Source organism: Microbispora rosea (assembly GCF_900156315.1).
Classification (GTDB): Bacteria; Actinomycetota; Actinomycetes; order Streptosporangiales; family Streptosporangiaceae; genus Microbispora; species Microbispora rosea.
Window position 1 is genome coordinate 130,689 of sequence record NZ_FTNI01000018.1, and the last position, 22,144, is coordinate 152,832.

17 protein-coding genes are annotated in these 22,144 nt (G+C 70.6%); 8 read left to right on the plus strand and 9 right to left on the minus strand.

All coding sequences use genetic code 11. The features are described from left to right. The first annotated feature begins 22 nt into the window (after nucleotides 1–22). Nucleotides 23–1,462 carry an aldehyde dehydrogenase family protein gene (locus tag BXA11_RS24360; RefSeq protein ID WP_076438161.1) on the plus strand — a complete coding sequence of 480 codons (1,440 nt, stop codon included), beginning with the start codon at nucleotides 23–25 and terminating at the stop codon, nucleotides 1,460–1,462. 241 nt (nucleotides 1,463–1,703) lie between these two features. Further along, nucleotides 1,704–4,049, plus strand: coding sequence for a tetratricopeptide repeat protein (locus tag BXA11_RS24365; RefSeq protein ID WP_143734489.1), 2,346 nt, complete (start codon nucleotides 1,704–1,706; stop codon nucleotides 4,047–4,049). 38 nt (nucleotides 4,050–4,087) lie between these two features. Here the strand turns inward: BXA11_RS24365 and BXA11_RS24370 are convergent, their stop codons facing one another. Together BXA11_RS24370 and BXA11_RS24375 are read right to left on the minus strand one after the other, a co-directional pair. After that, nucleotides 4,088–4,570: an RICIN domain-containing protein gene (locus tag BXA11_RS24370; RefSeq protein ID WP_076438165.1), complete on the minus strand. Its 483-nt coding sequence runs from the start codon at nucleotides 4,568–4,570 to the stop codon at nucleotides 4,088–4,090. Nucleotides 4,571–4,667: 97 nt separating this feature from the next. Beyond that, nucleotides 4,668–5,312 carry a hypothetical protein gene (locus BXA11_RS24375; protein ID WP_076438167.1) on the minus strand — a complete coding sequence of 215 codons (645 nt, stop codon included), beginning with the start codon at nucleotides 5,310–5,312 and terminating at the stop codon, nucleotides 4,668–4,670. A 134-nt stretch (nucleotides 5,313–5,446) separates the two neighbouring features. Here BXA11_RS24375 and BXA11_RS24380 point away from each other — a divergent pair, with 134 nt between their 5' ends. Both BXA11_RS24380 and BXA11_RS24385 read left to right on the plus strand, forming a co-directional pair. Continuing rightward, entirely contained in the window at nucleotides 5,447–7,465 is a 2,019-nt protein-coding gene (locus BXA11_RS24380; protein WP_076438169.1) for a sensor histidine kinase, read from the plus strand. Then, nucleotides 7,456–8,103, plus strand: coding sequence for a response regulator transcription factor (locus BXA11_RS24385; RefSeq protein WP_076438171.1), 648 nt, complete (start codon nucleotides 7,456–7,458; stop codon nucleotides 8,101–8,103). Before BXA11_RS24380 ends, BXA11_RS24385 begins: the two co-directional genes overlap by 10 nt. A 76-nt stretch (nucleotides 8,104–8,179) precedes the next feature. Here the strand turns inward: BXA11_RS24385 and BXA11_RS24390 are convergent, their stop codons facing one another. From BXA11_RS24390 to BXA11_RS24405, 4 genes are all read right to left on the minus strand, one after another. Next, nucleotides 8,180–9,496, minus strand: coding sequence for a hypothetical protein (locus tag BXA11_RS24390; RefSeq protein WP_076438173.1), 1,317 nt, complete (start codon nucleotides 9,494–9,496; stop codon nucleotides 8,180–8,182). A gap of 9 nt (nucleotides 9,497–9,505) precedes the next feature. Continuing rightward, entirely contained in the window at nucleotides 9,506–9,931 is a 426-nt protein-coding gene (locus BXA11_RS24395) for a cupredoxin domain-containing protein (RefSeq protein WP_076438175.1), read from the minus strand. 31 nt (nucleotides 9,932–9,962) lie between these two features. Further along, nucleotides 9,963–10,892, minus strand: a complete 930-nt coding sequence (locus BXA11_RS24400) for a copper resistance CopC family protein (RefSeq protein ID WP_239105128.1) — start codon at nucleotides 10,890–10,892, stop codon at nucleotides 9,963–9,965. Between the two features lie 162 nt (nucleotides 10,893–11,054). Beyond that, nucleotides 11,055–12,911 (minus strand): serine hydrolase domain-containing protein, encoded by a 1,857-nt coding sequence (locus BXA11_RS24405; RefSeq protein WP_076438179.1) that lies wholly within the window; start codon nucleotides 12,909–12,911, stop codon nucleotides 11,055–11,057. 166 nt (nucleotides 12,912–13,077) lie between these two features. Here BXA11_RS24405 and BXA11_RS24410 point away from each other — a divergent pair, with 166 nt between their 5' ends. The 3 genes from BXA11_RS24410 to BXA11_RS45655 all read left to right on the plus strand — a co-directional run bounded on the left by BXA11_RS24410 (nucleotide 13,078) and on the right by BXA11_RS45655 (nucleotide 16,744). Next, nucleotides 13,078–14,229, plus strand: a complete 1,152-nt coding sequence (locus BXA11_RS24410; protein ID WP_076438181.1) for a sensor histidine kinase — start codon at nucleotides 13,078–13,080, stop codon at nucleotides 14,227–14,229. Next, on the plus strand, nucleotides 14,207–14,860 hold the full coding sequence (locus BXA11_RS24415; protein WP_076438183.1) for a response regulator transcription factor: 654 nt from the start codon (nucleotides 14,207–14,209) through the stop codon (nucleotides 14,858–14,860). Before BXA11_RS24410 ends, BXA11_RS24415 begins: the two co-directional genes overlap by 23 nt. A 228-nt stretch (nucleotides 14,861–15,088) precedes the next feature. Then, nucleotides 15,089–16,744 carry a cellulose binding domain-containing protein gene (locus BXA11_RS45655; RefSeq protein ID WP_083744548.1) on the plus strand — a complete coding sequence of 552 codons (1,656 nt, stop codon included), beginning with the start codon at nucleotides 15,089–15,091 and terminating at the stop codon, nucleotides 16,742–16,744. Here BXA11_RS45655 and BXA11_RS24425 read toward each other — a convergent pair. Next, nucleotides 16,716–18,122 carry a hypothetical protein gene (locus tag BXA11_RS24425; protein ID WP_143734490.1) on the minus strand — a complete coding sequence of 469 codons (1,407 nt, stop codon included), beginning with the start codon at nucleotides 18,120–18,122 and terminating at the stop codon, nucleotides 16,716–16,718. The two genes, BXA11_RS45655 and BXA11_RS24425, sit on opposite strands and share 29 nt — an antisense overlap. A gap of 199 nt (nucleotides 18,123–18,321) precedes the next feature. Here BXA11_RS24425 and BXA11_RS24430 point away from each other — a divergent pair, with 199 nt between their 5' ends. Beyond that, nucleotides 18,322–20,541 carry an NACHT domain-containing protein gene (locus BXA11_RS24430; protein ID WP_076438188.1) on the plus strand — a complete coding sequence of 740 codons (2,220 nt, stop codon included), beginning with the start codon at nucleotides 18,322–18,324 and terminating at the stop codon, nucleotides 20,539–20,541. Here the strand turns inward: BXA11_RS24430 and BXA11_RS24435 are convergent. After that, nucleotides 20,514–21,011 (minus strand): NUDIX domain-containing protein, encoded by a 498-nt coding sequence (locus tag BXA11_RS24435; RefSeq protein ID WP_076438190.1) that lies wholly within the window; start codon nucleotides 21,009–21,011, stop codon nucleotides 20,514–20,516. The genes BXA11_RS24430 and BXA11_RS24435 overlap by 28 nt on opposite strands. Before the next feature lie 171 nt (nucleotides 21,012–21,182). After that, nucleotides 21,183–22,022: an RNA polymerase sigma factor gene (locus tag BXA11_RS24440; RefSeq protein WP_143734491.1), complete on the minus strand. Its 840-nt coding sequence runs from the start codon at nucleotides 22,020–22,022 to the stop codon at nucleotides 21,183–21,185. Nucleotides 22,023–22,144: the final 122 nt, after the last annotated feature.

A 22,144-nucleotide genomic window follows, 5' to 3' on the forward strand; every position in this document is an offset into this window, starting at 1 on the left:
ACGATCCAGGAAGGCTGGATTCATGGCATCTCCCAGGGGCACCGTCGACGATTCGCTGTGGCTGGACAATGCCCGGGTCGTCCCGTCGGGGTCGACGTACGTGCCGGTGGACGACTCCGCGACCGGTGAGGAGATCGCCAGGGTGCGGTCCGCCACCAGCGAGGACGTCGACCGCGCATTCGACTCGGCCGCACGCGCGCAGAGGCGGTGGGCGGGCGTCTCGCCCGCTGATCGCGTCGCCGTGGTCGGGAAGGCCGCGGACATCCTGGAGGGCATGGCGGACGACCTCGCCGTCACGATGCAGGCGGAGGTCGGCACCGTGGCGAGTCAGGTCCGCGGCGCGCAGGTCGGCCTGGGCCTCGCGGCCATGCGTCTCACGGCGGCCTCGGCTTTCGCCACGATCACGGAGCGCGAGAGGATCGGCGGCTCGGAGGTCGTCCGGGAACCCGCGGGCGTCGTCGGAGCGATCACCCCGTGGAACTATCCGCTGTTCCAGGTGGCTTTGAAGGTGGCGCCGGCGATCGCCGCCGGTTGCGGCGTCGTGCTCAAGCCGGCGGAGGTCGCCCCGCTCACGACGTTCCTCGTGGCGGAGGCGTTCGCCGAGGCCGGGCTCCCCGCGGGCGTGCTGAACGTCGTCTGCGGCAGCGGCGCAAGCGTGGGCAGCGCGATCGCGGGCCATCCGCGCGCGGACTTCGTCTCCTTCACCGGCTCCGTCGCGGCCGGGCGCGAGGTCGCCATGGCCGCCGCCCGGTGGGGCACGCGCACATCGCTGGAACTGGGCGGAAAGAGCGCCGCGATCGTCCTCGACGAGGACAAGGTGCGGGCCGCGGTGCGGCACACGATCGCAAGCTGCTTCGGCAACGCGGGGCAGACGTGTGCGGCGCTGTCCCGGCTGATCGTTCCGCGCCACCTCCTCGAAGAGGCCGAGGACGAGGTCCGCGCCGTGCTGGAGCAGGTCGTCGTGGGCGACCCCTTCGACGCGGCCAGCACCGTCGGACCGCTGGCGAGCCGGGAACAACGAAACAGAGTGGCCGAGCACCTCCGCGTCGCCGGCGAGACCGCAGGGGTGCGCACCGTCGCGGCGAAGGACGTCTCCCACCTCACACGCGGTTGGTACGCGGCACCTACGGTGGTCGTGGCCGACGATCCAGGCGCGCCGATCGTGCAGGAGGAAGTGTTCGGACCCGTGCTCGCGATCCAGCCTGCCGACGACGAGGCGCATGCGGTCGAGCTCGCGGAAGGGACGCGGTTCGGCCTCATCGCCCGCGTGTGGACCGATGACGATGCCCGCTTCGAGCGCGTCGCCCGGCGGCTTCGAGTCGGCGGCGTGATCCAGAGCGACGCGCCGACCGCGTGGGACGCGCCGTTCGGAGGCGTCAAGGACTCCGGGTACGGGCGCGAGCGCGGTGCGTACGGTGTCGAGGAGTACCTCGTTCCCAAGTCTCTGCAGCGCGGAGGCTGACAGGTCTGACCCCTCGACGTGCTCGTGGGGGAGCGGCCCACGCTGTACGGCACGGGTTCGAGCCACGCCCGCGTACATTCACCGCGCGCCTGCTCGTGTCGGCGAGCGACCGGGGCCGGCCGCTGAGGGCGTTCTCCCGCACGAGCCGCCTTGCCGCCGACAGGCCCACGGCGGGAAAGGTCCTCGATTTCCCGGCATCTCCGCAAGGACAGCGCGATCCGGGACTTCTAAGGTCGAGGTCATGGATCTGGTCACAGCCGCCGGTGCCCTGGTCGGAGTCGCGGCGCTCGGAGTGGGCGTCTGGCAATTACGTGTTGCGATCATGGATCGTCGGGATGCCTATGCTCGTTCCTCTGTTACGGCTGGCTCGAATACGGAGCCGGCCGCTGAGGGGGCTCTTCCGGTTGCTGCTCCTGTCGGCCGGCTCCCGCCCGAGGTCCTGGGCCGGGACGACATGCTGGCCGAGTTGACGCGCGCTTTGGGCCGCCGGAAGCGGAATTCGGGTGCATGGGTGCTTGCGGGCATGGGCGGGGTCGGAAAATCGACGGTCGCGTTGTGGCTCGCCGCGCAGGCCCGCAAGCGGGGATGGAAGGTGTGGTGGGTGAGCGCGGCGGACGCGCTGTCCCTGCGGGGCGGGATCGTGGAGATCCTTAGGCAGGCCGGGGCACCGGAGGCGATAAAACGTGAGGTGCGCGAGGGTGCACCGACGGCCGCCGACCGCTTCTGGGCGTTCGTGGACGCCGGCTCGATGAAGCGGAGTCTGCTCATCTTCGATAACGCCGACCTCCCCGCTGTGCTGTCCGCTGACGGTGTTTCGCTTCCTGCGGACGGCACGGGATGGGTCCGGCACGACGCGTCGATCGTTTGTGTGGTGACGACACGGGTGAGTGATCCGCGCATCTGGGGTGGCGGGGCGCGAATCAGGTCGCTGAAGGTTCTCGATGATGCCGCCGCGGCGGCTGTGCTGCGCGCCCTCGCGCCCGCGGTCGCCGATCGCACCGGGCAGGAGGCCGTGGAACTGGCGAGGCGACTCGGCGCGCTGCCGCTCGCGCTGTATCTGGCCGGCACCTACCTGGCCTCCCCGTTCGCGCGCTGGCGCGGCTTCGACGACTACCGCCGGGCCCTGGACAGCGGCGCGGCGCCGGAAGCGATCGCCGACCTCGACTCCGCAAGTTCTGGTCCCCGTGCGATGGTGTCGCGGACCTGGGAACTGTCCTTGGACGCTCTGGCGGACAAGGGCCTAGGACAGGCACGGAGGCTGCTCTATCTGCTGTCCTGTTTCGCGTCGGCCACCCCGATTCCGGCGTTGCTCCTGAGGCCGGAGGCCGGCAAGGACGGGCGCGCGTTCACCACCGCTCTCCGAGGCCTGGCCGAGGTGGGGCTGATCGACGTCGGCGGCGTTTCCGTCGCCGAGTATCCCGAGGTAGTCGTGCATCCGGTGGTAGCCGACACATGCCGGGCGAGGCTGGTGAACGCGGAGCCGGACAACCCCGCGATCATGCACACGGCCGTACGGCTCGCCCAGTCGGCGGTCGAGGAACTTGACCATGAGCATCCCGGTGACTGGCCGTCCTGGGAGCGGCTGATCCCGCACGTACGCGCCCTGCTGGCATGGATCGCTCCCCATCTGGACGACGACGCCGCACTGAAAGCGCTGCTGAGCGCCGGGCAGGAGGCGTTCTCCTCACTGTGGCTGGCGGGACCCCGTGCGAACGCCGAAGGGGAGGACCTGGCCCGTGCCATCCTCGCGGTCGCCGAACGGCTCGGCCACGAGCATCCTGCCACGCTCGCGGCGCGCCACCAGGTCGGGATCTCGCTGTACAACCGCGGCAGGGCCGGAGAGGCCGAGAAGGTGTTCCGGGTTGTCCTGGAGCGCAGATGCCGCGTGCTCGGCGAGGACGATACCGACACGCTCCTCACCCGGGACCAGCTCATTGGTGCGATCTTGGCGCAGGGCCGCTATCGGGAAGCCGAACAGATGTATCGGGAACTGATCTCGGACATGGAGCGCGCGTTGGGCTCCGACCATCGCGAGACGCTGACGACCCGCATCGACCTTGCCTGGTCGATCGGGATGCAGGGGCGCGCGGACGAAGCCGCTGAGATCTGCCGGGTGACGCTCGCCGCCGATCGCCGCGTGATGGGCCCCGAACATCCACGGACTCTGGACGCGTGGGCGGACCTGGCCCGATGGACGGATGAGAACGGCAGGCACGGCGAGGCGGAACAGATGGCCAGGGAACTCGCCAACGTTGAGCGCGGGGTGCTGGGAGACGAGCACCCGCTCACCCTGTCCACCCGTGCGACCCTGGCGCGCTCGATCGCCAATCAAGGGCTTCTCACCGAGGCCGAGCCGATGCTGCGGGACGTGCTGGCCGTGATGGAGAGGACCGTTGGAAACGGTGACTTCCGCGCGATCACGGCCAGAAGGTATCTCGCCGACACCGTGAGTGGACAGGGACACGCACGCCAGGCTGAGCTGATCTACCGCGACGTGCTGGAACTCCAGCAACGTTGGCTGGGGCCAGAGCATCCCGAGACTCTCAGGACGAAAGCGCTTTTGACATCGCCGACAGCGACGTCGTGACCGCTGGAACGGCGCGATCCCGGCTCTCGATCAGCGATCTATCGGATGGAGAAACTTTCCGACCGCCAATTCCAGTTGCAGGCACCGACCCCCAGCACGTGGGCCCCGAGAACTACTGAGTAAATGCATCTGCGCGTCTTCTTGTTGCTGATGCCCCATCCGCCGGGGCCCCAGTTGCTGAAGTACCACCGCTGTTTGTAGGAGCCGTTGCAGCCGGCGGCGCGGATGCCGGAGGGCGCGTCCTCTACGCATCGCCCGGTGGAGCGGTTCACCAGATAATGGGTGCCGTCGGGGTTGTCGGTGACGTTGAACTTCTGGAAGGCGAGGCCGTTGCAGGGGAAGGTGCGCAGGCCGTAGACGCTGTCGTCGAGACATCTCCCGGTCTCGTTGCTCCTGATGACGCGGGTCCCGCCGAGGCCTGCGTACGCCGGGCCCGAAGCTGCGGCGTCGGCAGTTGCCGCGGTGACGGCTCCCGCCGCCGTGACGAGAAGAACGACGATGACGCGGGTCGACCTCTTCATAGCACTTTCCTTTCGTTGGTAGCTGTCGCCGGCTGCGGGGCGACGACCGGGTGAGGAACGGCGCGGCACGGTGACCGTGTGCGGCGTGTGCCCGGGGTCATTTCCGGATTATCGCCACCACTCCGACGGCGGCGGCCCAGACGCCGATGAGCGACCCGACCGGGAACAGGGGGTCGAACCGGTCGGTGAACGCGATGGTGGCGGAGGCGAGCGCGTAGGCCAGCCCGCCGACCAGGCCGAGCGCGAGCGTGACGCGGTTGCCGACCGTCCGGGTGAGGCCGCCGGCGACGGCGAGAACCACGATGCTCAGTGCCCAGAGCGTGTCGACGATCGTCTCGTTCCACGTTTGCATCGTGGAGACAGTCGTCGGCTGACCCGCCGCGAGTGAGTCGGCCTCCAGCGCGGCGAACAGGTGCGCGGCCATGCCGACGGTGGCGAGGACGCCGATGCCGGCGATGACCTTGGTCGCCGCGGCCATGCTCCTGCCGAGGTCGCGGCGCGAGATCGCGAAGATCCCGGCGGTGAACAGGCCCATCGAGAGCAGCAGCAGCGCGTGGGAGGGATACCAGCTCGGCTGCACGAGCATCTCGTGCAGCTGCTGGACTTTGTCGCCCTCGCCGCTGTCGCCGGGATGGGTGGCGCCGCCGGCGATGAAGGTGATGCCGCCCAGCACCAGGCAGATGCCGCTGACCCGGTTGAGCCGCGAGCTGGTGGAAGGGCGCGTCGTGACCGGCGTGCTCATAGCTGCCTCCTCGTGCATGCCGTTGATGGGTCAACGGTGACCGACAGTCGTCCTTCGCGGATGCGTGCACACCCTGCTTTTCTGCAGGGAAAACCCTCATTCGCAGGGACGTTCGGCTGTGTCACCATTCCGGTGTGGCCACAGCGGCGAACGCGTACGAGGAGGCCCCGCCGGCCGCCCGCGAGGCAGGACTCGGCGTGGTGGCGCTGGTGGTCGCCGTGCTCGTCAGTTACGGGTGGTATCTCGGGTTCCACCTCGCGAACGCCCACAACGGGCTGATCGCGGCGTCGTGGACGGCGGTCGGGCTCTACGTCGTCCGGATGCGGCCCCGGCACCGGGAGGGCTGGCTGTTCGTCGCCACCGGTGTGGTGCACGCCGTGATGTTCTTCGGCCGGCAGTACGGCCTGCACGAAGGTCCGCTGCCGGCGGCGTCATGGCTGGGGTGGCTCGGCGTCTGGCCGCTGCCGCTCGCGATCGCGGGGTTCGGCTGGATGCTGATGGCGTTCCCCGACGGCAGGCTGCTCTCCGGGAGATGGCTCGGCGCCGCATGGGCCATGGCCGCGGTGGCGGGCGCGATGGCGACGGCCTCCGCGCTGTGGCCGGTGGAGTACGACCGGACCGGTCTGGTCGCGCCGCACCCGTTCGATGTGCCGGGGGCCGCGGCGGCTGCCCGGGTGTGGGAGTACGCGCAGTTCGGTTACCTGCTCTTCCAGGCGCTCGGGACGGTCGCGATCGTGGTACGCCTGCGGCGTGCCGGCGGCGACGAGGCGCGCCGGATGCGGTGGCTGGTGTTCGCGGTCGTGATGGACATCCTGATCCTGGCGGCCGGGTTGGCGATCTTCGGCAGCCCGGTGCCGGGGTTGCTCGGCTTGCCGCTCGTTCCGGTCGCCGCCGCGTTCGGGATCTTGAGACACCGGCTCTATGACATCGATCCGGTCATCAACAAGACCATCGTCGTCGGATCGATGCTGCTGCTCGTCACCGCCGGCTACGTCGCGCTCGTGGTCGGCGTCGGCGGGCTGGTGCCGGTGGAGGAACGCTGGCGGTCGCTGCTCGCGACCGCCGTCGTCGCAGTCGCGTTCGAGCCGTTGCGGCGGCGTGCCCAGCGTCTGGCCGACCGCCTCGTCTACGGGCCGCGGGCGACGCCGTACGAGGCACTGTCCCGGCTGTCCGCTCAGCTCACCGCCGCACCTGAGGAGCTGCTGGACGGGATCGCCGCGACGGTCGCGAGCGCGCTCGGCGCGAGGGAGGTGGTCGTCTGGGTCGGCGACGAGGCGTGCATGGCTCCGCGGGCGGGCTGGCCTCAGCCCGTGGGCCGGACCGATCCGGCGCCCCTGAACGACCTGCACCATGGACTGCGTCACGGGGGGCCGCGCTGGCATGTGCGGCCGATCGTCGATCAGGGCACTGCCCGTGGCGCGATCGCCGTACGCAAACCGCCCGGTGAGCCCCTGACCGCGGCCGAGGAGCGGCTGCTGACGGACCTGGTCGCGCAGACCGGTCTGGTGATCGTCCAGCAGGAGCAGGCTCAGCAGTTGCAGGCGGCCGCGCGGCGCATCGTCTCCGCGGAGGACGCGGCCCGGCGGCGCCTGGAGCGTGACCTCCACGACGGCGTGCAACTCCGGCTGGTGACCCTGGGCCTGGAGCTCGGCGCTCTCGCCGAGCAGGCGAAGGCGTCCGGCGACGGTCTCCTCGCGTCCAGGGCCAAAGACGCTCGCGCCCAGCTGCTGGAGGCCACGGCGGATCTGCGCGAACTGGCCCGCGGCCTGCATCCCATCGTGCTCGCGCAGGACGGTTTGGAAGCCGCGCTTGCTGCAGTGGCGGACAGGTCCGCCATCCCCGTACGGCTGCGGGTGAGCGTCGGGAGCAGACTGCCACGCGAGATAGAGGCGACGGCGTACTACCTGGTCAGCGAGTCGATCACGAACGCGGCGCGGCACTCGGCGGCCGGCGTGGTGACCGTCGACGTCAGCGTCGGCGGCGATGGGCTGCGGATCCTGGTGGCCGACGACGGCCGCGGCGGTGCACGGCCCGCGGCGGGCAGCGGGCTGCAAGGGCTCGCGGACCGGGTCGCCGCGTTGGGAGCCAGGCTCGAACTCGACAGCCCTGCCGGTGGCGGGACGCGGCTCAGGACGGTGCTGCCATGCGGGTGATCGTCGCAGACGACGCGCTGCTGTTCCGGGAGGGGATGACGCGCATCCTCACCGAGATGGGTTTCGAGGTGATCGGGCGGGCGCGCCACGGCACCGAACTGGTCGGCCTGGTGCGCCGGGATCCGCCCGCCGTGGTCATCACCGACCTGCGGATGCCGCCGGGCTTCGCCGACGAAGGCATCGAGGCCGCCGCCGAGATCCGGTCTTTCGCCCCGCACGTGGGACTCATGCTGCTGTCGCAGTACGTCGAGGTGCACCACGCGCTGCGGCTCATGGACGAGTTCGACGGCGCGGTCGGCTACCTCCTCAAGGACCGGGTGTCGGACCTCGGAGCGTTCGCCGTCGACATCCGCAGAGTCGCGGCCGGCGAGGTCGTCATCGACCCGGAGCTGGTGTCGCGGCTGGTCGGCCGCCGCCGGGAACACGACTCCCTCGCCGAGCTCACCGACCGCGAACGCGAGGTCCTGGCGCTGATGGCCCAGGGGCTGACCAACGCCGCACTGGCCAAGGAGCTCTTCGTCAGCCCGAAGACCGTCGAGGGCTACGTGCGCAGCGTCTTCACCAAACTCGGTCTGGCACCGGGTGAGCGGGAGCACCGGCGCGTGCTGGCGGTGTTGCGGTTCCTGCGCACGCACTGACCCCCATGTCGCCATGGGGGAGTGAGAGGCTGCCGCCGCGCCGTGCCGCCCGCCGCGACGGACTCCCCCTTGCGGCTCAGGCGGCGAACAGGAGAAGCAGACCCACGACGGTGTAGACCACCATCAGCACGAGCAGGGGGATCTGCCCGAGTACGGCGGTCCGGCGGGGAAACAGGGCCAGCGCGCGGTCGTGTGCCAGGACGGTGCCCAGCACGTGGCCGATGACGATGACCGTGACCTGGAGGGTGGCGACCCCGGCCGGAGTGGTGCCGAACGCCTGGATGGTCCACCCGGCGGTGCCGAGCCAGTCCGCGCCGGTGTCCAGCGGATCGGACAGCAGGGCGATGGTCCGCTGCCCCTCCAGGAGGAACAGGGTGTAGTAGTGGGCGACGACGTATCCGACGGCTATCGGCACGATCGAGTGGGCGATCTCGCCCGCCGTCATGCCGGGATCGGCCGCGCCCCATCGGCCGGCGAGCGCGGTCGCGGCCCGGTACGCCGCGAGCACCACAGCGATGACGGCCACCAGGCCCGCGGTGCCCGTGACCGGGGCCGGCACCGCGCTCTCCTGAATGAAGCGCACCCACACCGGGGCGTTGGACAGGCTGTCGTACATGGTGGAGCCCAGGAGCACGACCACCAGCGTCGTCAGCCCCGGTGCCGGTCGCAGCCCGGCCATGCCGTCGAGGGAGTTACGCCAGACCACGACGCCGTCGCCGCGTCTCGCCGACGGGGCGAGCCTGCCCACGAGGTCGCTGTAGACCTCGAACGGATCGGCGTGGCCGAACCACCGGGAGCCGAAGACGACCGCTCCAGCGAGCATGAGCACGGCGTAGCCCGCGAGCCAGGCGCCGATGACGGGCAGGGTGGCCCGTTCGGGGGCGACCAGTTCCAGCCAGACGAAGGCGAACAGACCTGCGCAGGCGGGCCAGTATCCGACGCGAGCCGGCAGTGGCCGCAGGCCGAGTTCGGGGTCGCGTCCGAGCCCCTTGCAGGCCAGCAGGTGCAGCGTCCGCAGCGGGCTCAGGCCGCGCCACACCGGGCCGAACAGCACCGATAGCGGCACCAGGCCGACCCAGAACAGGACGTAGAACGCCCCTGCCGTGGGGTTGTCGGCCCGATCGGGCCCGAAGATCAGCCCGATGCAGAAGTACGCCGCGGCGACGAGCCCGGCGATCCGCCAGCCCCACCGCCAGGCCGGCGAGGCCACCGCCGTCTGCAGGGCGGCGGGCACCGAGCGGGCGGCGGTGAGTGCGGCGTCCAGGCGCGGTTGTTTCCACAGCGCGCCGAGCGCCACGAACGACACCAGCAACGCGAGGGCCGCGCCGGTCAGCGCGGCCGAGAACGGGATCGGCAGGTCCTGACGGCCCCCGACGCCGTGAGCCAGCAGCATCCCGGCGGCCTAACGCACGACGAGCTGGAACAGCTGCAGTCCCGACTCGTGGGTTTCCATCTCGAACAGGCCGGTCTCGTCGGCGACGAACTCGATGCTCGCGGGGACGCCGGGCTGCAGGCTGGCCTCCTTGTCGTACCCGTGCAGATGCGCCTCGTCGGCGGCGTCGCCGGTGACCGTGATCCGCACCGTCTGGCCCTTGGTCACCTCGATCCGTCCCGGCGGCGGGGTGACCGTCCGACCGGCGATGGTGACCGTGATCTCCTTCACGGCCGAGCCGGCGGGGGCGGCGGCCGACTCGGCGGATGCCGGGGCGGCCGATTGGGCGGGCGCGGCGGCGTCCGACCCGCCGCAGGCCGAGGTGGCCATCAGCAGGGCCACGCCGAGCGGGAGCGCGGCGAGCAGCGGGCGCAGGCGGGCAGGGGCGATCGTCATTGGGGGGGTTCTCCAGAGGGGGCGGGGCGGATCAGCGTCGCTTGGTGGATTTGGGGCGGTGGGGGCTGCGTGCCGCCGGGGCGCGTGCGGGTTTCCTGGCCTGTGGGCGGCCGGAAGAGCGCCGGGCCGCCGGGGTGACGGGCGCAGGCCTCCGCGCGGCCCGCACCACCAGGACGCCCGCTCCGACGACGAGGACCGCGGGCACCAGCCATACCGACAACCCGGTCCCGGCGTCGGCGGGCTGCGCTGTCCTGGCGGCGGTGCCGGCCGTGCCGGTTTGGGGAACTGCGGCCTGACCGCCGCCGGTCTGCGTGACCGCGGCCGGGCTGCCGCCGGCTTGGGGCGCCGCGGGGCCCATCGCCGCCGGGCTGCCCTCACTCTGTGTTGCCGGGGCCGGGCTGGCGCCGGCCTGTGGCACCGGGGGCTGGGCGCCGCTCCCGTGCTCGGCCGAGGCGAGCAGGCTGGGGTCGGGCTCGTCGTCCGGGGCCTGCCAGCCCTTCGGCGGTCCCGAGGTCGTGCCCTTGTAGGTGAACCGCAGCTCACCCTGCACCGGCTCCCCGTCCGAGGCGATCGACAGATACCGGACGACGTATTCGCCCCGCTCCGGCCAGTAGGCGACCGGGATCTGCGCCGGGTATCCGGTGTTGTACACGCTTGGTTCCCACACCCCGTTGACCAGGTTGTACTCCTGGACCGGCTTGTCGAGGCGTTCGGGCTGGCCGTGACTCCAGGGCTGGTCGACCCGGGCACCATTGGGAGCGGTGACCGCGAAGTACGCGTTCGGGGCGGGCTGCTCGGTGAAGTAGAGGGAGAGGGACTTCAGGGGCTCGCGCACCGTGCCGTTCTTGGCCGGTGTCGACATCGCGAGCTGGCCGTGGGCGGAAGCGGGAGTCGCCAGGGCGGTCATCGTCAGCACGCCGGCGACGACCAGCAGAAGCAAGCGGCCCACCCCGCGCGCCATCGTCACTTCTGCTCTCCACGAGGTACGGCCCCTGGATGGGGAGATGCGGCTCGGACCCGCGGGACCGATTGCGACGAGATTAACGACTTTCACCGTAAAAGAACAGAACTTGATGCGCCTGCAACAGAAGTGGAGGGGGCCGGGCGACGGAATCAAGAGCGATCACAGGTGCCAGCCCAGCAGGTTCCAATGCAGGCAGAACCAGAGGAGGGCGAGCAGTCCCGCCAGCACGACCACCTGGTGGCCGCGGGCCAGGGCGCCCGCGCGCCGCCAGGCCCTCACGGTGGTGACGATCGCGGCGACGGTGAGTGCGAGGACCAGCGGCGGCAGCACCAGGAGGACCTGGACGCCGGCCGGCACGCCGTACAGGATGCTCGTGTCGCCGGTCAGGACCAGCGTGAACAGCACCACGAACATCAGTCCGGCCGCGGCGGCGAGCCCGGTCAGCACACGCCCGGCGCGCCAGGAACGCGGAACGGGACGATCCCTGGCCCGGCGGACCACAGCCGCCACCGGCAGGCCGAGCACGGCGGACAGGGCGGTGACGGCGAACAGCAGGACGATGACGACATTGACCGGCGGGGTGTCCCACCAGGGGACGCGTTGGTAGGCGGGTCCGTCCGTGACCACGTACGCGACACCGCCCGCGCCGATCACCGGCGCCAGCCGCTGCGTCCCGCCGTTCTGCTGATACAGCCCGGGCCCCAGCGGGCTCCACGTCGAACCTTTGAAGGTGAGCTTCCCGCCCTCCACCCGCAGCCGGGTGGAACCGGTCAGGGCGACCACCTTCTCGATGCTGGACTCGGCGGACCGGGTGGGCTTGTAGAAGCCTTCGACGGGCATGACGGAAGCGCCGCCGCCGGGCACGGCGCGCTTCCCGGGCAGGAAGCGGTCGAAGAAGGCAGGAATGACGTCGGCGGCGGCGTCGGCCCCGCCCACACCGTTCATGGAGACGAACAGGCCGAGGTCCGCGTCGGGCACCAGCAGCAACGCGCTCTGGAAGCCCTCCCAGCCGCCGTCGTGCATGATCACGCGATGCCCGTTGAGCGTCTGCTCCTTGAACCCGTGGGCGTACCCGTCGATGCGCGGATCGGCCGCGAACGTCCGCTGATGCATGAGCCGGGCCGTCGGCTCGTCGAGGATGCGCCGGTCGCCGAAGCGCCCGTCTCGCAGGTGGGCGATCATGAAGTGGGCCATGTCGTTCGCGGTGGCGCTGATCGACCCGTCGGGGGCGAGCTTGTCGAAGACGAACGGCTTGCGCCGATACGCCCCGCCCTCGTATTCGTAGCTGCGCGCCAGATCCGCGGCCAAGGGGGCGGGGACGGGCTCGGCGGCCGTGCTGTGCCGCATCGCGAGCGGGGCGAGGATGTGGTCGCGCACGTACTCGTCGTACGGCTGCCCGCTCACCTCCGACACGATGTATCCGGCCAGCGCCGCCCCATAGTTCGAGTACGCCGACACCTCGCCGGGCGGGCGCACCCGCGCCGGCATGTCGCCGGCGAGATAGTCCGCCAAGGGCGGCACCTCGTCCGTGCTCCGCGACCCCACGCCGATCGTGCGGTCCTCGAACCCGGCCGTGTGGTCCATCAGATCCTGCAGCGTGATCGGCCGGGGGTAGGTCGCGGGCACCCGGAACGCGGTGAGGTAGCGGTTCACGTCCGCCTTAAGGTCCAGCGTGCCCCGCTGAACCTGCTGCATCACCGCGGTCCAGGTGAACAGTTTGGTGATCGAGGCGATCCGGACCATCGAGGTGCCTGGGTCGAAGGGCCTGCGGTTCTCGACGTCGGCCAGTCCGTACCCCCTGCTGAAGAGCGTCTTCCCACCGCCCACCACCGAGACGACCGCGCCCGGCACGTGGTTGGCCGCCAGCCCGTCCGCCATCGCGGCGTCGAAGAAGTCCGCCAGAGCACGTTCGTCCGGAATATCGGTGGCTGCCGCGGCAGGGGAGGCGACGCAGGGCGGCGCGAGGATCGTCAGCGCCGCGCACACCACGACGAGCATCGAACGGAAGACATACACGGGACGCTCCTGACCTTGTCCAGGCCATCCACGATGCGGCGGGTGAGGGTGCGGCCGCATCGCCATCGCGGCCACAGGTGTCTGCGACGAAAGTCGGAGGCCGCCCGATGCCCGGCGCCGACTCCGGTATGAGGTGGCGCGCGGCCGCCCTGGCTACGCTGGACCGATGCTGTCGTACCGCGCGGCGCTGCGGCGGGTGGCCGCGCTCGGGCCACATGTGATCAGTGCGGCCTTCGTGGCGCTCTGCCTGTTCCTCACCGTCCTGGCGGTCACGACGCCGTGGGCGCCGCTGCCGCGGCCCGTCATCGCCGCCGCCGGGCTGGCGGGCACGGGTGCGGTGTGGTTCCGGGGCCGGTGGCCGGTCGCGGTGGCCGTCGCCGGGGCGGGCGCGTACGTGCTGTCGGGCAATCCGGGGCCGCTGCTGATCAGCCTGTTCTCCGGCGCGGGCACACGTTTCACGGCGCTGGCGGCGATCGGCATGGCGGGGTTCCTGGCCCAACAGTGGGTGGACGGCGGCCGGTTGGGCACGGACGCGCTGATCTCGGCGCTGACCGCCACCGGGGTCACGCTGGCGGCAGGGGCGTACGTCACGACCCGCCGCGAGCTGACCCGATCCCTGCGCGAGCGCGCCGAACGCGCCGAGACCGAGCAGCGTCTGCGCAACGAGCAGGCGAGGTCCGCTGAGCGCGGCCGGATCGCCCGGGAGATGCACGACGTGCTCGCGCACAAGATCACGCTCATCTCGCTGCACGCCGGCGGCCTCGAGGTGAACGGGAGCGCTGGGCCGGAGCGCGTCGAGCGGGAGGCGGCGCTGATCAGGGTCAGCGCGCAGGAGGCGCTCGAAGAGCTACGCAAGATCCTCGGTGTGCTGCGCGCCGGGCCCGACGATGACGACGACGACTTCCCCGACCTGCGGCGGCTGGTGGACTCCTGGGTATCGGCCGGTGGGGCCGTCACCCTGCACGGCGATATCGGCACCTGGCCACGGGAAACGGCCAGGGCCGCGCACCGCCTCGTCCAGGAGGGCCTGACCAATGCGCACAAGCACGCCCACGGGGCCCCGGTCACGGTCACGGCGACCGGGAGCAGGGAAGACGGCGTCACGATCGTGGTCGCCAACGGACGATCGCCTCGGCCGAGTCTGGAGACCGGCGCCGGGGTCGGTCTGGTGGGCCTGGCGGAGCGTTTCCTGCTGATCGGCGGAACGGTGCGCGGCGGGCCGGACGATGCGGGAGGCTGGCGTCTGGAGGGCCGGCTGCCGTGGCATGCCGCGGACGCATCCCCGAGGGAATCACATGATCAGAACACTGGTGGTTGACGACGAGTCGCTGATCCGCGCGGGGCTGCGGTTCATCATCGAGTCCGCACCCGACGTGGAGGTCGTGGGCGAGGCGGAGGACGGCGACCAGGCCGTCGACGTGGTCCGCCGTCTGAAGCCCGACGTCGTCCTGATGGACGTCAGGATGCCTCGGTACGACGGCCTGGCCGCCACCAGCGCCATCCGCCGGCTCGCCCCCGCGCCCGCGGTGATCATCCTCACCACGTTCGACACCGACGACCACGTCTTCACCGCCCTGGAGGCGGGAGCCTGCGGGTTCCTGCTCAAGGACACCTCGCCGCACGACCTGATCCGGGCGATCCGTCTCGCGCATGCCGGCGACTCGATGCTGTCCCCGCGGGTCACTCGGCGGCTGATCCACCGGCTCACCACCGATCAGCCCATTCGCCGACGGCGTGACGCGCTCGCCCGGCTGGAGGCTCTGACCGGCCGCGAGCGCGAGGTGCTCATCGAGGTCGGGCTCGGCCGCTCCAACACCGAGATCGCGGCTCGCCTGAACATGAGCGAGGCCACCGTCAAGAGCCACATCTCCCACCTGTTCGACAAGCTCGCCGTCACGAACCGCGTACAGGTGGCCATCGCCGCCTACCGTGCCGGTCTGGTCGACTGACCCAGCTCAACCCGCCCAGCCCGGCCACCGTCTTCCGAGGTCCTGCTTAACCGGTGAAGAGAGGTGTAACTTTCATCGGCCCGGTCCCTGGCGCGAACCGGTTCCCCCAGTTGAGGAGGCATTTGGGAGGGTCGAGCCGGGCGGCCGGGTGCGGCGTGATTGCGGGGAGGGGCAACAGGCGTATTTCGTGCAACCGCTCCCCTCCGCACCGGCCGATGAGGAAGTCCCATGAGACGAGGGTTCCGCCCGATCCACCTACTCGTGTCGCTGGCTCTGGCCGTGGCCGCCGGCACGGTGGCGCTTTCCCACGCGGCCGCCGACGCGGCGAGCTCCGGCTTCGTGCAGCGGTGCGGCATCCATTTCTGCCTGAACGGCAAGACGTACTACTTCGCGGGCGCGAACACCTACGACGTGTTCACCTACGGCGGCAGCTACGGCGACACCGAGACGCAGTACATGGACAAGGCGCGGATCGACGCGCACATGGCCGAGTTGCAGGCCGACAAGGTGAGCGTGCTGCGGCTGTGGATGTTCAGCCATGAGAGCTGGCACGGGTTCGAGGCCGGCAAGGGCGTGTACAACGACCAGCAGTTCGCGCTGTTCGACTACGTCATCGAGTCCGCCAAGGCGCATGACATCCGGCTCATCCCGGTGTTCGAGAACTACTGGGAGGCGTACGGCGGCATCGACACCCGGCTGAAGTGGGAGGGCCTGAGCGGCGGCCACCCCGGGCGTGCCGTCTTCTTCGACAAGACCAGGTGTCCGGGCTGCTTCACTCAGTACAAGAACTACGTCAATTACGCCCTGAACCGGACGAACCATTACAGCGGGATCAAGTACAAGGACGAGTCGGCCATCTTCGCCTGGGAGCTCATGAACGAGCCGCGCTACCAGGACGTCAGCGCGGACGAGAACAAGAGCGGCGCCACTCTGCGGAAGTGGGTCGACGAGATGGCCTCCTACGTCAAGAGCATCGATCCGAACCACCTGGTCGGGACCGGCATGGAGGGGCACGAGTCCCGGTACGGCTTCGGCGGCGACGAGGGCAACCCGTTCGTCTACATCCACCAGTCGCCGTACATCGACTTCACCTCGGCCCATCCCTATCCGAACGCCGGCTGGGCCAACCTCACGCTCGACCAGACCAAGACCCTCATCGGGAAGTGGATCTCCGACTCTCATGACGTGGTGGGCAAGCCGTTCTTCATGGGCGAGTTCAACACCGAGGGAAACGCCGACCGGGTCGCCTGGTGGACCGCGCTCTACGCGGACTTCGAGGCGAGGGACGGCGACGGCTCGGCCTTCTGGTGGTACCCGGACAAGAACGCCGGGGGCGACCAGCACAGCGTGAAGAGCGGCGACGCGGCGCTGGCCGTGTTCCGGGCGCACTCGGCCCGGATGGCGGCCAAGAGCGGCGGCACCGCCTCGCCCTCCCCGTCCCCCACCCCTTCTCCCACCGTGTCTCCGTCTGCCTCTCCCAGTCGGTCGCCGTCTCCGTCTCCCAGCCCGTCCCTCTCCCCGTCCCCGTCTCCGTCTCCCTCTCCTTCGACCAGCCCGGCGTCGGCGCCCTGCACGGTCACCTACAAGACCAATGACTGGGGGAGCGGGTTCACCGCGGACGTGACGATCGCCAACGGCACGAGCACCGCGGTCAACGGCTGGACCCTGGTGTTCGCCTTCGCCGGAAACCAGAAGATCACCAACGCCTGGAACGGCACCGTCACCCAGTCCGGAACCCGGGTCACGGCGCAGAACGCGAGCTGGAACGGCGCGATCCCGGCCAACGGCGGCACGGCCGGCTTCGGCTTCCAGGCGAGCTACAGCGGCTCCAACGCCGCCCCGAGCGCGTTCACGCTCAACGGCACCCCCTGCGCGAGGAAGTGACCCCGCGACCGGCCCCGGCTCCGCAGTATTCGGCGACCGGCCTGCCTGTGCCCGGGTAGACCATCACCAGGAGGTGCTGGGGAGTCCACGCCTTCCAGCCGGGGCTCCGGTAGTGCACCCGGATCCGGTAGTGACCCTTTCCGCGGAACGCGAGGTTCGGCACGTCGGTCAGCCCGGACATGGGGTCCATCAGTTCGATGTGGCCGGTGAGGCTGTCGTAGCCGACCTCGACGACGTGGTCCCACCCCTTCAGCTCCAGAGGGGGCCGGCGACGGTAGGTCTCCAGGGTCAGGCAGATGTCGTAGTCCGAGTGGCTGAGGATGATCACGTGCCCGGTGCCGGTGGCCACCAGCCCGTTCTTCTGGGCCTTGTCCAGCACGCCGTCATCCCATGGATTCTCCGCGACACCCCTGGCGTACTCGAAGGACTCCAGCACGCCGTAGTCGGTGAAGGCGCGGTCGCGGGTCACCCGTACCGGTGTGATCCGCGGACGGTGCCGGGAGGAGTCGCACACCTTCTGGTTCCTGGTCTCCTCGGCCCGGAACTCGGCCTCCTCGGCGTCGATGTTCGCCTGCACGCGGGTGGCGGCGGGAGGGCAGATGGGCGCGATGGCGTAGGCGTCTTCGAGGCGGCCGGTGTAGGCGCGGCACGCGGCCTGTCCGTACGCCAGGAGGTCCCGGTCGGAGACGTTGGCGAAGGCTCCGCCGCCCCGGGCCTGGCAGAGGTAGGCGTGTTCGCCGGTGAGGACCCGGGTGCCGTCGCCGGTGGGGCAGTGGTCGAGCGGGGCGATGGGGCCGTTCGTGAGGTCGGCGGCGGGCAGCAGCGCCAGCAGACCCAGCGCCGCCAGGATCACCGTGCCGCGGCGGAACGGGCGGGAGGTGATCAGCCGGCGGATGCGGTGCCGGGGAGTCCGTACGGCCGCCAGCACGCACAGTGCGGCCAGCATGGGGGCGATGTCGCCTCGCAGGAACAGCGCGGCTCCCTCGGGCCCGCCCCACACGCCGAGGCAGCTCCGGTTGATGCCGATGTCGACGGCGAGGGCGAGTGGGGCCGTGCTGTAGGCGACCAGCAGCAGCGCCGCGAGGACTCGCGAGACGACGCGGCCGATCAGCGGATGCCGGGCCCGGGTGGAGATCCAATGGGCGAGGAACGCGACGACCACCGCGGGCAGGCCGCCGTACCAGACCGGCGGCATCCAGCTGTGGAGCACCGACAACGGTAGGGCCGCCTCCATGTAGGCGTCCCACCCCGGGCACATGGCGGGGTAAAAGAACTCGGTGAAAAAGGCTGAGGAGTTCCTCAGGGAGAGGATGTATCCGGCCTCGGCCGCCGAGGCCACCAGGGCGGCGGCCCACCACCAACGTGATCTCCACGACACGAGCCGACACCGTACCGATGCCTACCGACAGAAACCACCGTCAGCTTTCGGAGCGGACGGGATGCCGCGGGCTCATCCGCGCGAACGATCAATCAGGACGGCAAGACCGTGCTGCGATCGGTCGTCGACGGAGGACCCCAGGGAAGATCCGGCATATCACGTTCTCGCCAGATAGATCGGGCGCTGTCACCATGTGGGAATGAGAGGCTGGGCCGGCTGGCGCCGTGTCGTGCTGCCCGCCGCAGGCGTGACCGCAGTCGCCGGGATCGGCTATGGGCTGACCAGGCTCTCCGAGTCGGACGCGGCGGTCAACTGGGCACAGCTCGCGAGCGTGGCCCTCGGCGTTTTCGCGCTCGTCCCTCCCCTGGTCGGCACCTGGCGGCGTCGGCAGCCGGGCGGCACGAGCACGATCGAGCAGATCGACCGCGCCGAGCGGGTGCTGCGGGTGCTGGTGCACGAGCAGTGGCGCGAGGAGATCGTGATGCGCGATCTCGACGAGCCGGCCCGGCTGCCGGTCCGCTGGAAGATCTCCGGTCTCGACGTGATGGACCAGGGCGAGCACGTCGAGGGGCTGCGGCTGCTGCGCTCGTGGTTCGGCTTCGGGCGGGTGCGGTTCGACGGACGCACCGACCGGATGCCGGAGATGGCCAGCCGGTTCCGCAAGCTCGACCGGCGCCGGCTGGTGATTCTCGGCGAGGCCGGCATGGGCAAGACGACGTTGGCCGTGCTCCTGCTCAGGGAACTGCTGAAGGAGCCCCAGCCCGGGGACCGAATCCCCGTGCTGCTGTCGATGTCCGGGTGGGACCCGGCGGCCGAGCCTGTCCACCGGTGGCTGGGCAGGCGGTTGCGGGAGAACTACCCCGCGCTGCGCGCCCCCGAGTTCGGTCCGGACGCGGCTCGCGGCCTGGTCGCCTACCGGCGGATCCTTCCGGTCCTGGACGGCCTGGACGAGCTGCCCGAAGCCATGCGCCCGAGGGCGGTCAACGCGCTGAACGCCGCCTCGAAAGTCGATTCGCTCATCCTCACCTGCCGCACGGCCGAGTATGTGACGGCCGTGAACCTCCACGACGGCGTGGCGCTCGCGGGAGCGGCCGTCATCGAGCCCAGACCCGTCAAGAGCTCGGACGTCGTCTCCTATCTCCGCGACCGGCTCGCGCCCGGGCAACGGGCCGACTGGACCGGCCTGCTGTCCGCGTTGAAGGCCGACCCGGACGGCCCGCTGCCCAAGGCCCTCTCCACGCCGCTCGTCGTGTGGCTGCTGCACAAGGTGTACGTCGAGACCCGCTCGAATCCCGCCCCCTTGTGCGACGCCGGGCGCTTCCCGACGGCGGCCGCCGTCACCGACCACCTGCTCGACAACCTCGTGCAGGCGAGCTTCGCGGCCACCTCACCCGACGACGACCCCACCGAACGGCACGAGCACGACCACCCGTTCCGTTCCCAGCGGTCGTGGGACCCGAGCGAGGCGCGTAGGTGGCTGTCGTTCGTCGCCCGTCAGATGTCGGAGATCGGCACCAGGGACTTCTACTGGTGGCACCTCCACCGGGCGATCTCACGACGCTGGATCACCCTCGTCGGAGGCGTGACCGTCGGACTGACCGTCGGCGTCACGGTGGGGCTGACCAGCGATGCCGTGGTGGCGCTGCGCAGCCCGCACGAGGGCAGCCTCCGTGACGCGCTCCTCTTCGGCCTCTGCGGTGGCCCGGTGGGCGGGCTCGTCGGCGGACTCACCGGCGGGCTCATCCTGGAGCGGCTGAAGGGCTACACGCTGGAGCCGGCGTACGCCAAGCTGCGCTGGCGAGGTAGCGTCGGCCGGCTCGCCGTCCAGCTCGCGCTCGGGCTGGTGACGGTGCTCCCGGTCGGCATGATCGCGGCGTTCGCGCTGTGGCGGGTCGCGGGGATCTCCTCGCAGGTCGACAACCTGATCCTCTACGCGCTCGTCATCGGCGTCATCGGTGGTGTCACCCTCGGGCTCAACAAGTGGGTGACGACCCCCCTGACGAACGACCGGCCGCAGGGCCCGCTGATCACGTTGCGGCGGGACCTCCAGCTCGTGTATGGGCGTTCCCTCACCTTCGGGCTGGCGTTGGGCCTCGCGTTCGGCGTCGCCGGGACGCTGGTGAACGGTTTCTCCGGGCTGTTGCACGGCGCCGAGGCCGGGATCGCGTTCGGGCTCGCGGGCGGCGTCGTGTTCACGCTCACGTTCGGGTTCACGGGAGCCAGCTCGATCTACCTCGTCGCCGTCGCGATGCTCCGCGCCCGCGGACGGATCCCGCTACGGCTGATGAGCCTTCTGGAGGACGCCCATCGCGTCGGGCTGCTGCGGCAGGTGGGGCCGGCGTACCGGTTTCGGCACGAGAAGCTGCAGGATCGTCTCGCCCAACTCGACGATCACGACGATCGGCCGGAGCCGAAGTAGCGGGCCACGACCTGGGTGTGCAGCGGGAACGCCAGCTCCTGGGGGCCGTCGATCACCAGCCACTCGCTGGTCTCCGCGGTGCGTGCGACCGGCGGCAGGGCGTCCGCGGACGTGCGCGGCCCGAGGCCGAAGATCAGCACGGTGCCGTCGGGCGCGCTGACCGCGTCGAACAGCCGGACGCCGGCCGCGTCGACGGCGATGCTCGTCTCCTCGCGGAGCTCTCGTACGGCGGCCTGTTGCCAGGACTCGCCGACGTCGATGAAGCCGCCGGGGAGGGCGAGCAGGCCGCGGTGCGGCTCGACGTCCCGGCGCACCACGAGAAGGCCGTCGCCCACCGGAAGCACCACGACCGCGACCGGCAGAGGGTTGAGATAGCTGGTGTTGCCGCACTGCCGGCAGGTCCTCGGCCAGGACAGGCCGGGCGCGTAGGCCGCTCCGCAGAAGGAGCAGTGGGAGTTCCTGATCGCCATGATCGGGAGGGTAGCAACGGATGGCGGGTCGGTCGCCGGCCTCGGCGCGACGAACCGTTCGATCGCGCTACGCCCTGCCCGTCGATCTCGCTACGCCCTGCCCGTCGAGGCAGACAGGTCGCTCCGGGGTCGCCGCCGGATGGAGTCTCTCGGCTCGCCGGGGCACACCCTTTACTCGGTCCCGTGCAGGTACTCGTCGAGACGGCCACGAACGTGGTTCCGGGCGCGGGCCAGGGCGGCTGTCGCCGAGAGCTCGTCGAGTCCGAGTGCCTTCGCTGAGCCGGCCAGCGCGTTGCCCTGCAGATCGACGAGCGCGAGAAGATCGCCGAGTGGCTCGGGCAGTTCGCCGAGTGCCTTGTCGAGCAGGTCATACACCTCTTCGGTCTCGTCGACCTCCTCCGGGCCCAGGATCTCCGCGCCATCGCGCCACCCGTTCGGGCTGTCGACCCACCCGTCGATCCCGTCCTCGCCTGGGTAGAGATCCGGGTAGAAGAGCTCGGGCTCGTCGGCATCGCTGTTGAGGTCTTCGAGCGAGCCCGCTCGGGCTCGGGCAGCCGCGGTGACGTCGACGGCGGGCGCTGTACGCCCGTCAAGCCGCATTTGCGCATCGCTGAGTGTGTGCATGATTTCGGTCAGCTCGACGATCCCCCGTGGGCGGGAATCTCTGCGTTGCAGAGCAAGGCCCACTTGTAGCGATCGCTGGGCGAGGTCCTCGGCGTTGGCGGGGTCGAGCAGTGAGGCACGCGTGAGGAGAGCGCTTCGCAGGTCCTCGGCGCCCGTCGCCTGCGACTCTTCCGCCACCGGCATCGCGTCGCCGGCCAGGTCGTCCGGGACGCCGCCGTAACCGGAGCGCCGTCCAAGGAGCTCGCGGGTCGTGGCGATCTGTGCGACATACGTCGCGCAGTCCGGGCAGCCGGACACATGGGCGGTCAACGAATCCTGGAGGTGCTCAGGTGCCAGCCCGAGATCGCCGCCGAAGCGCACCACGTCGGAACATCTGCCTTCAGTCATGGAGTCACCTTCTCGGTTCGCCTGGTCGCACCGCGACAGGGCCGGCCAGGGGGCGTTGATCGACGGCCCGTCCCTCTTGACCATCTCGCCGGAGCCTGGTCTATATAGTCCAAGTTGTGCAA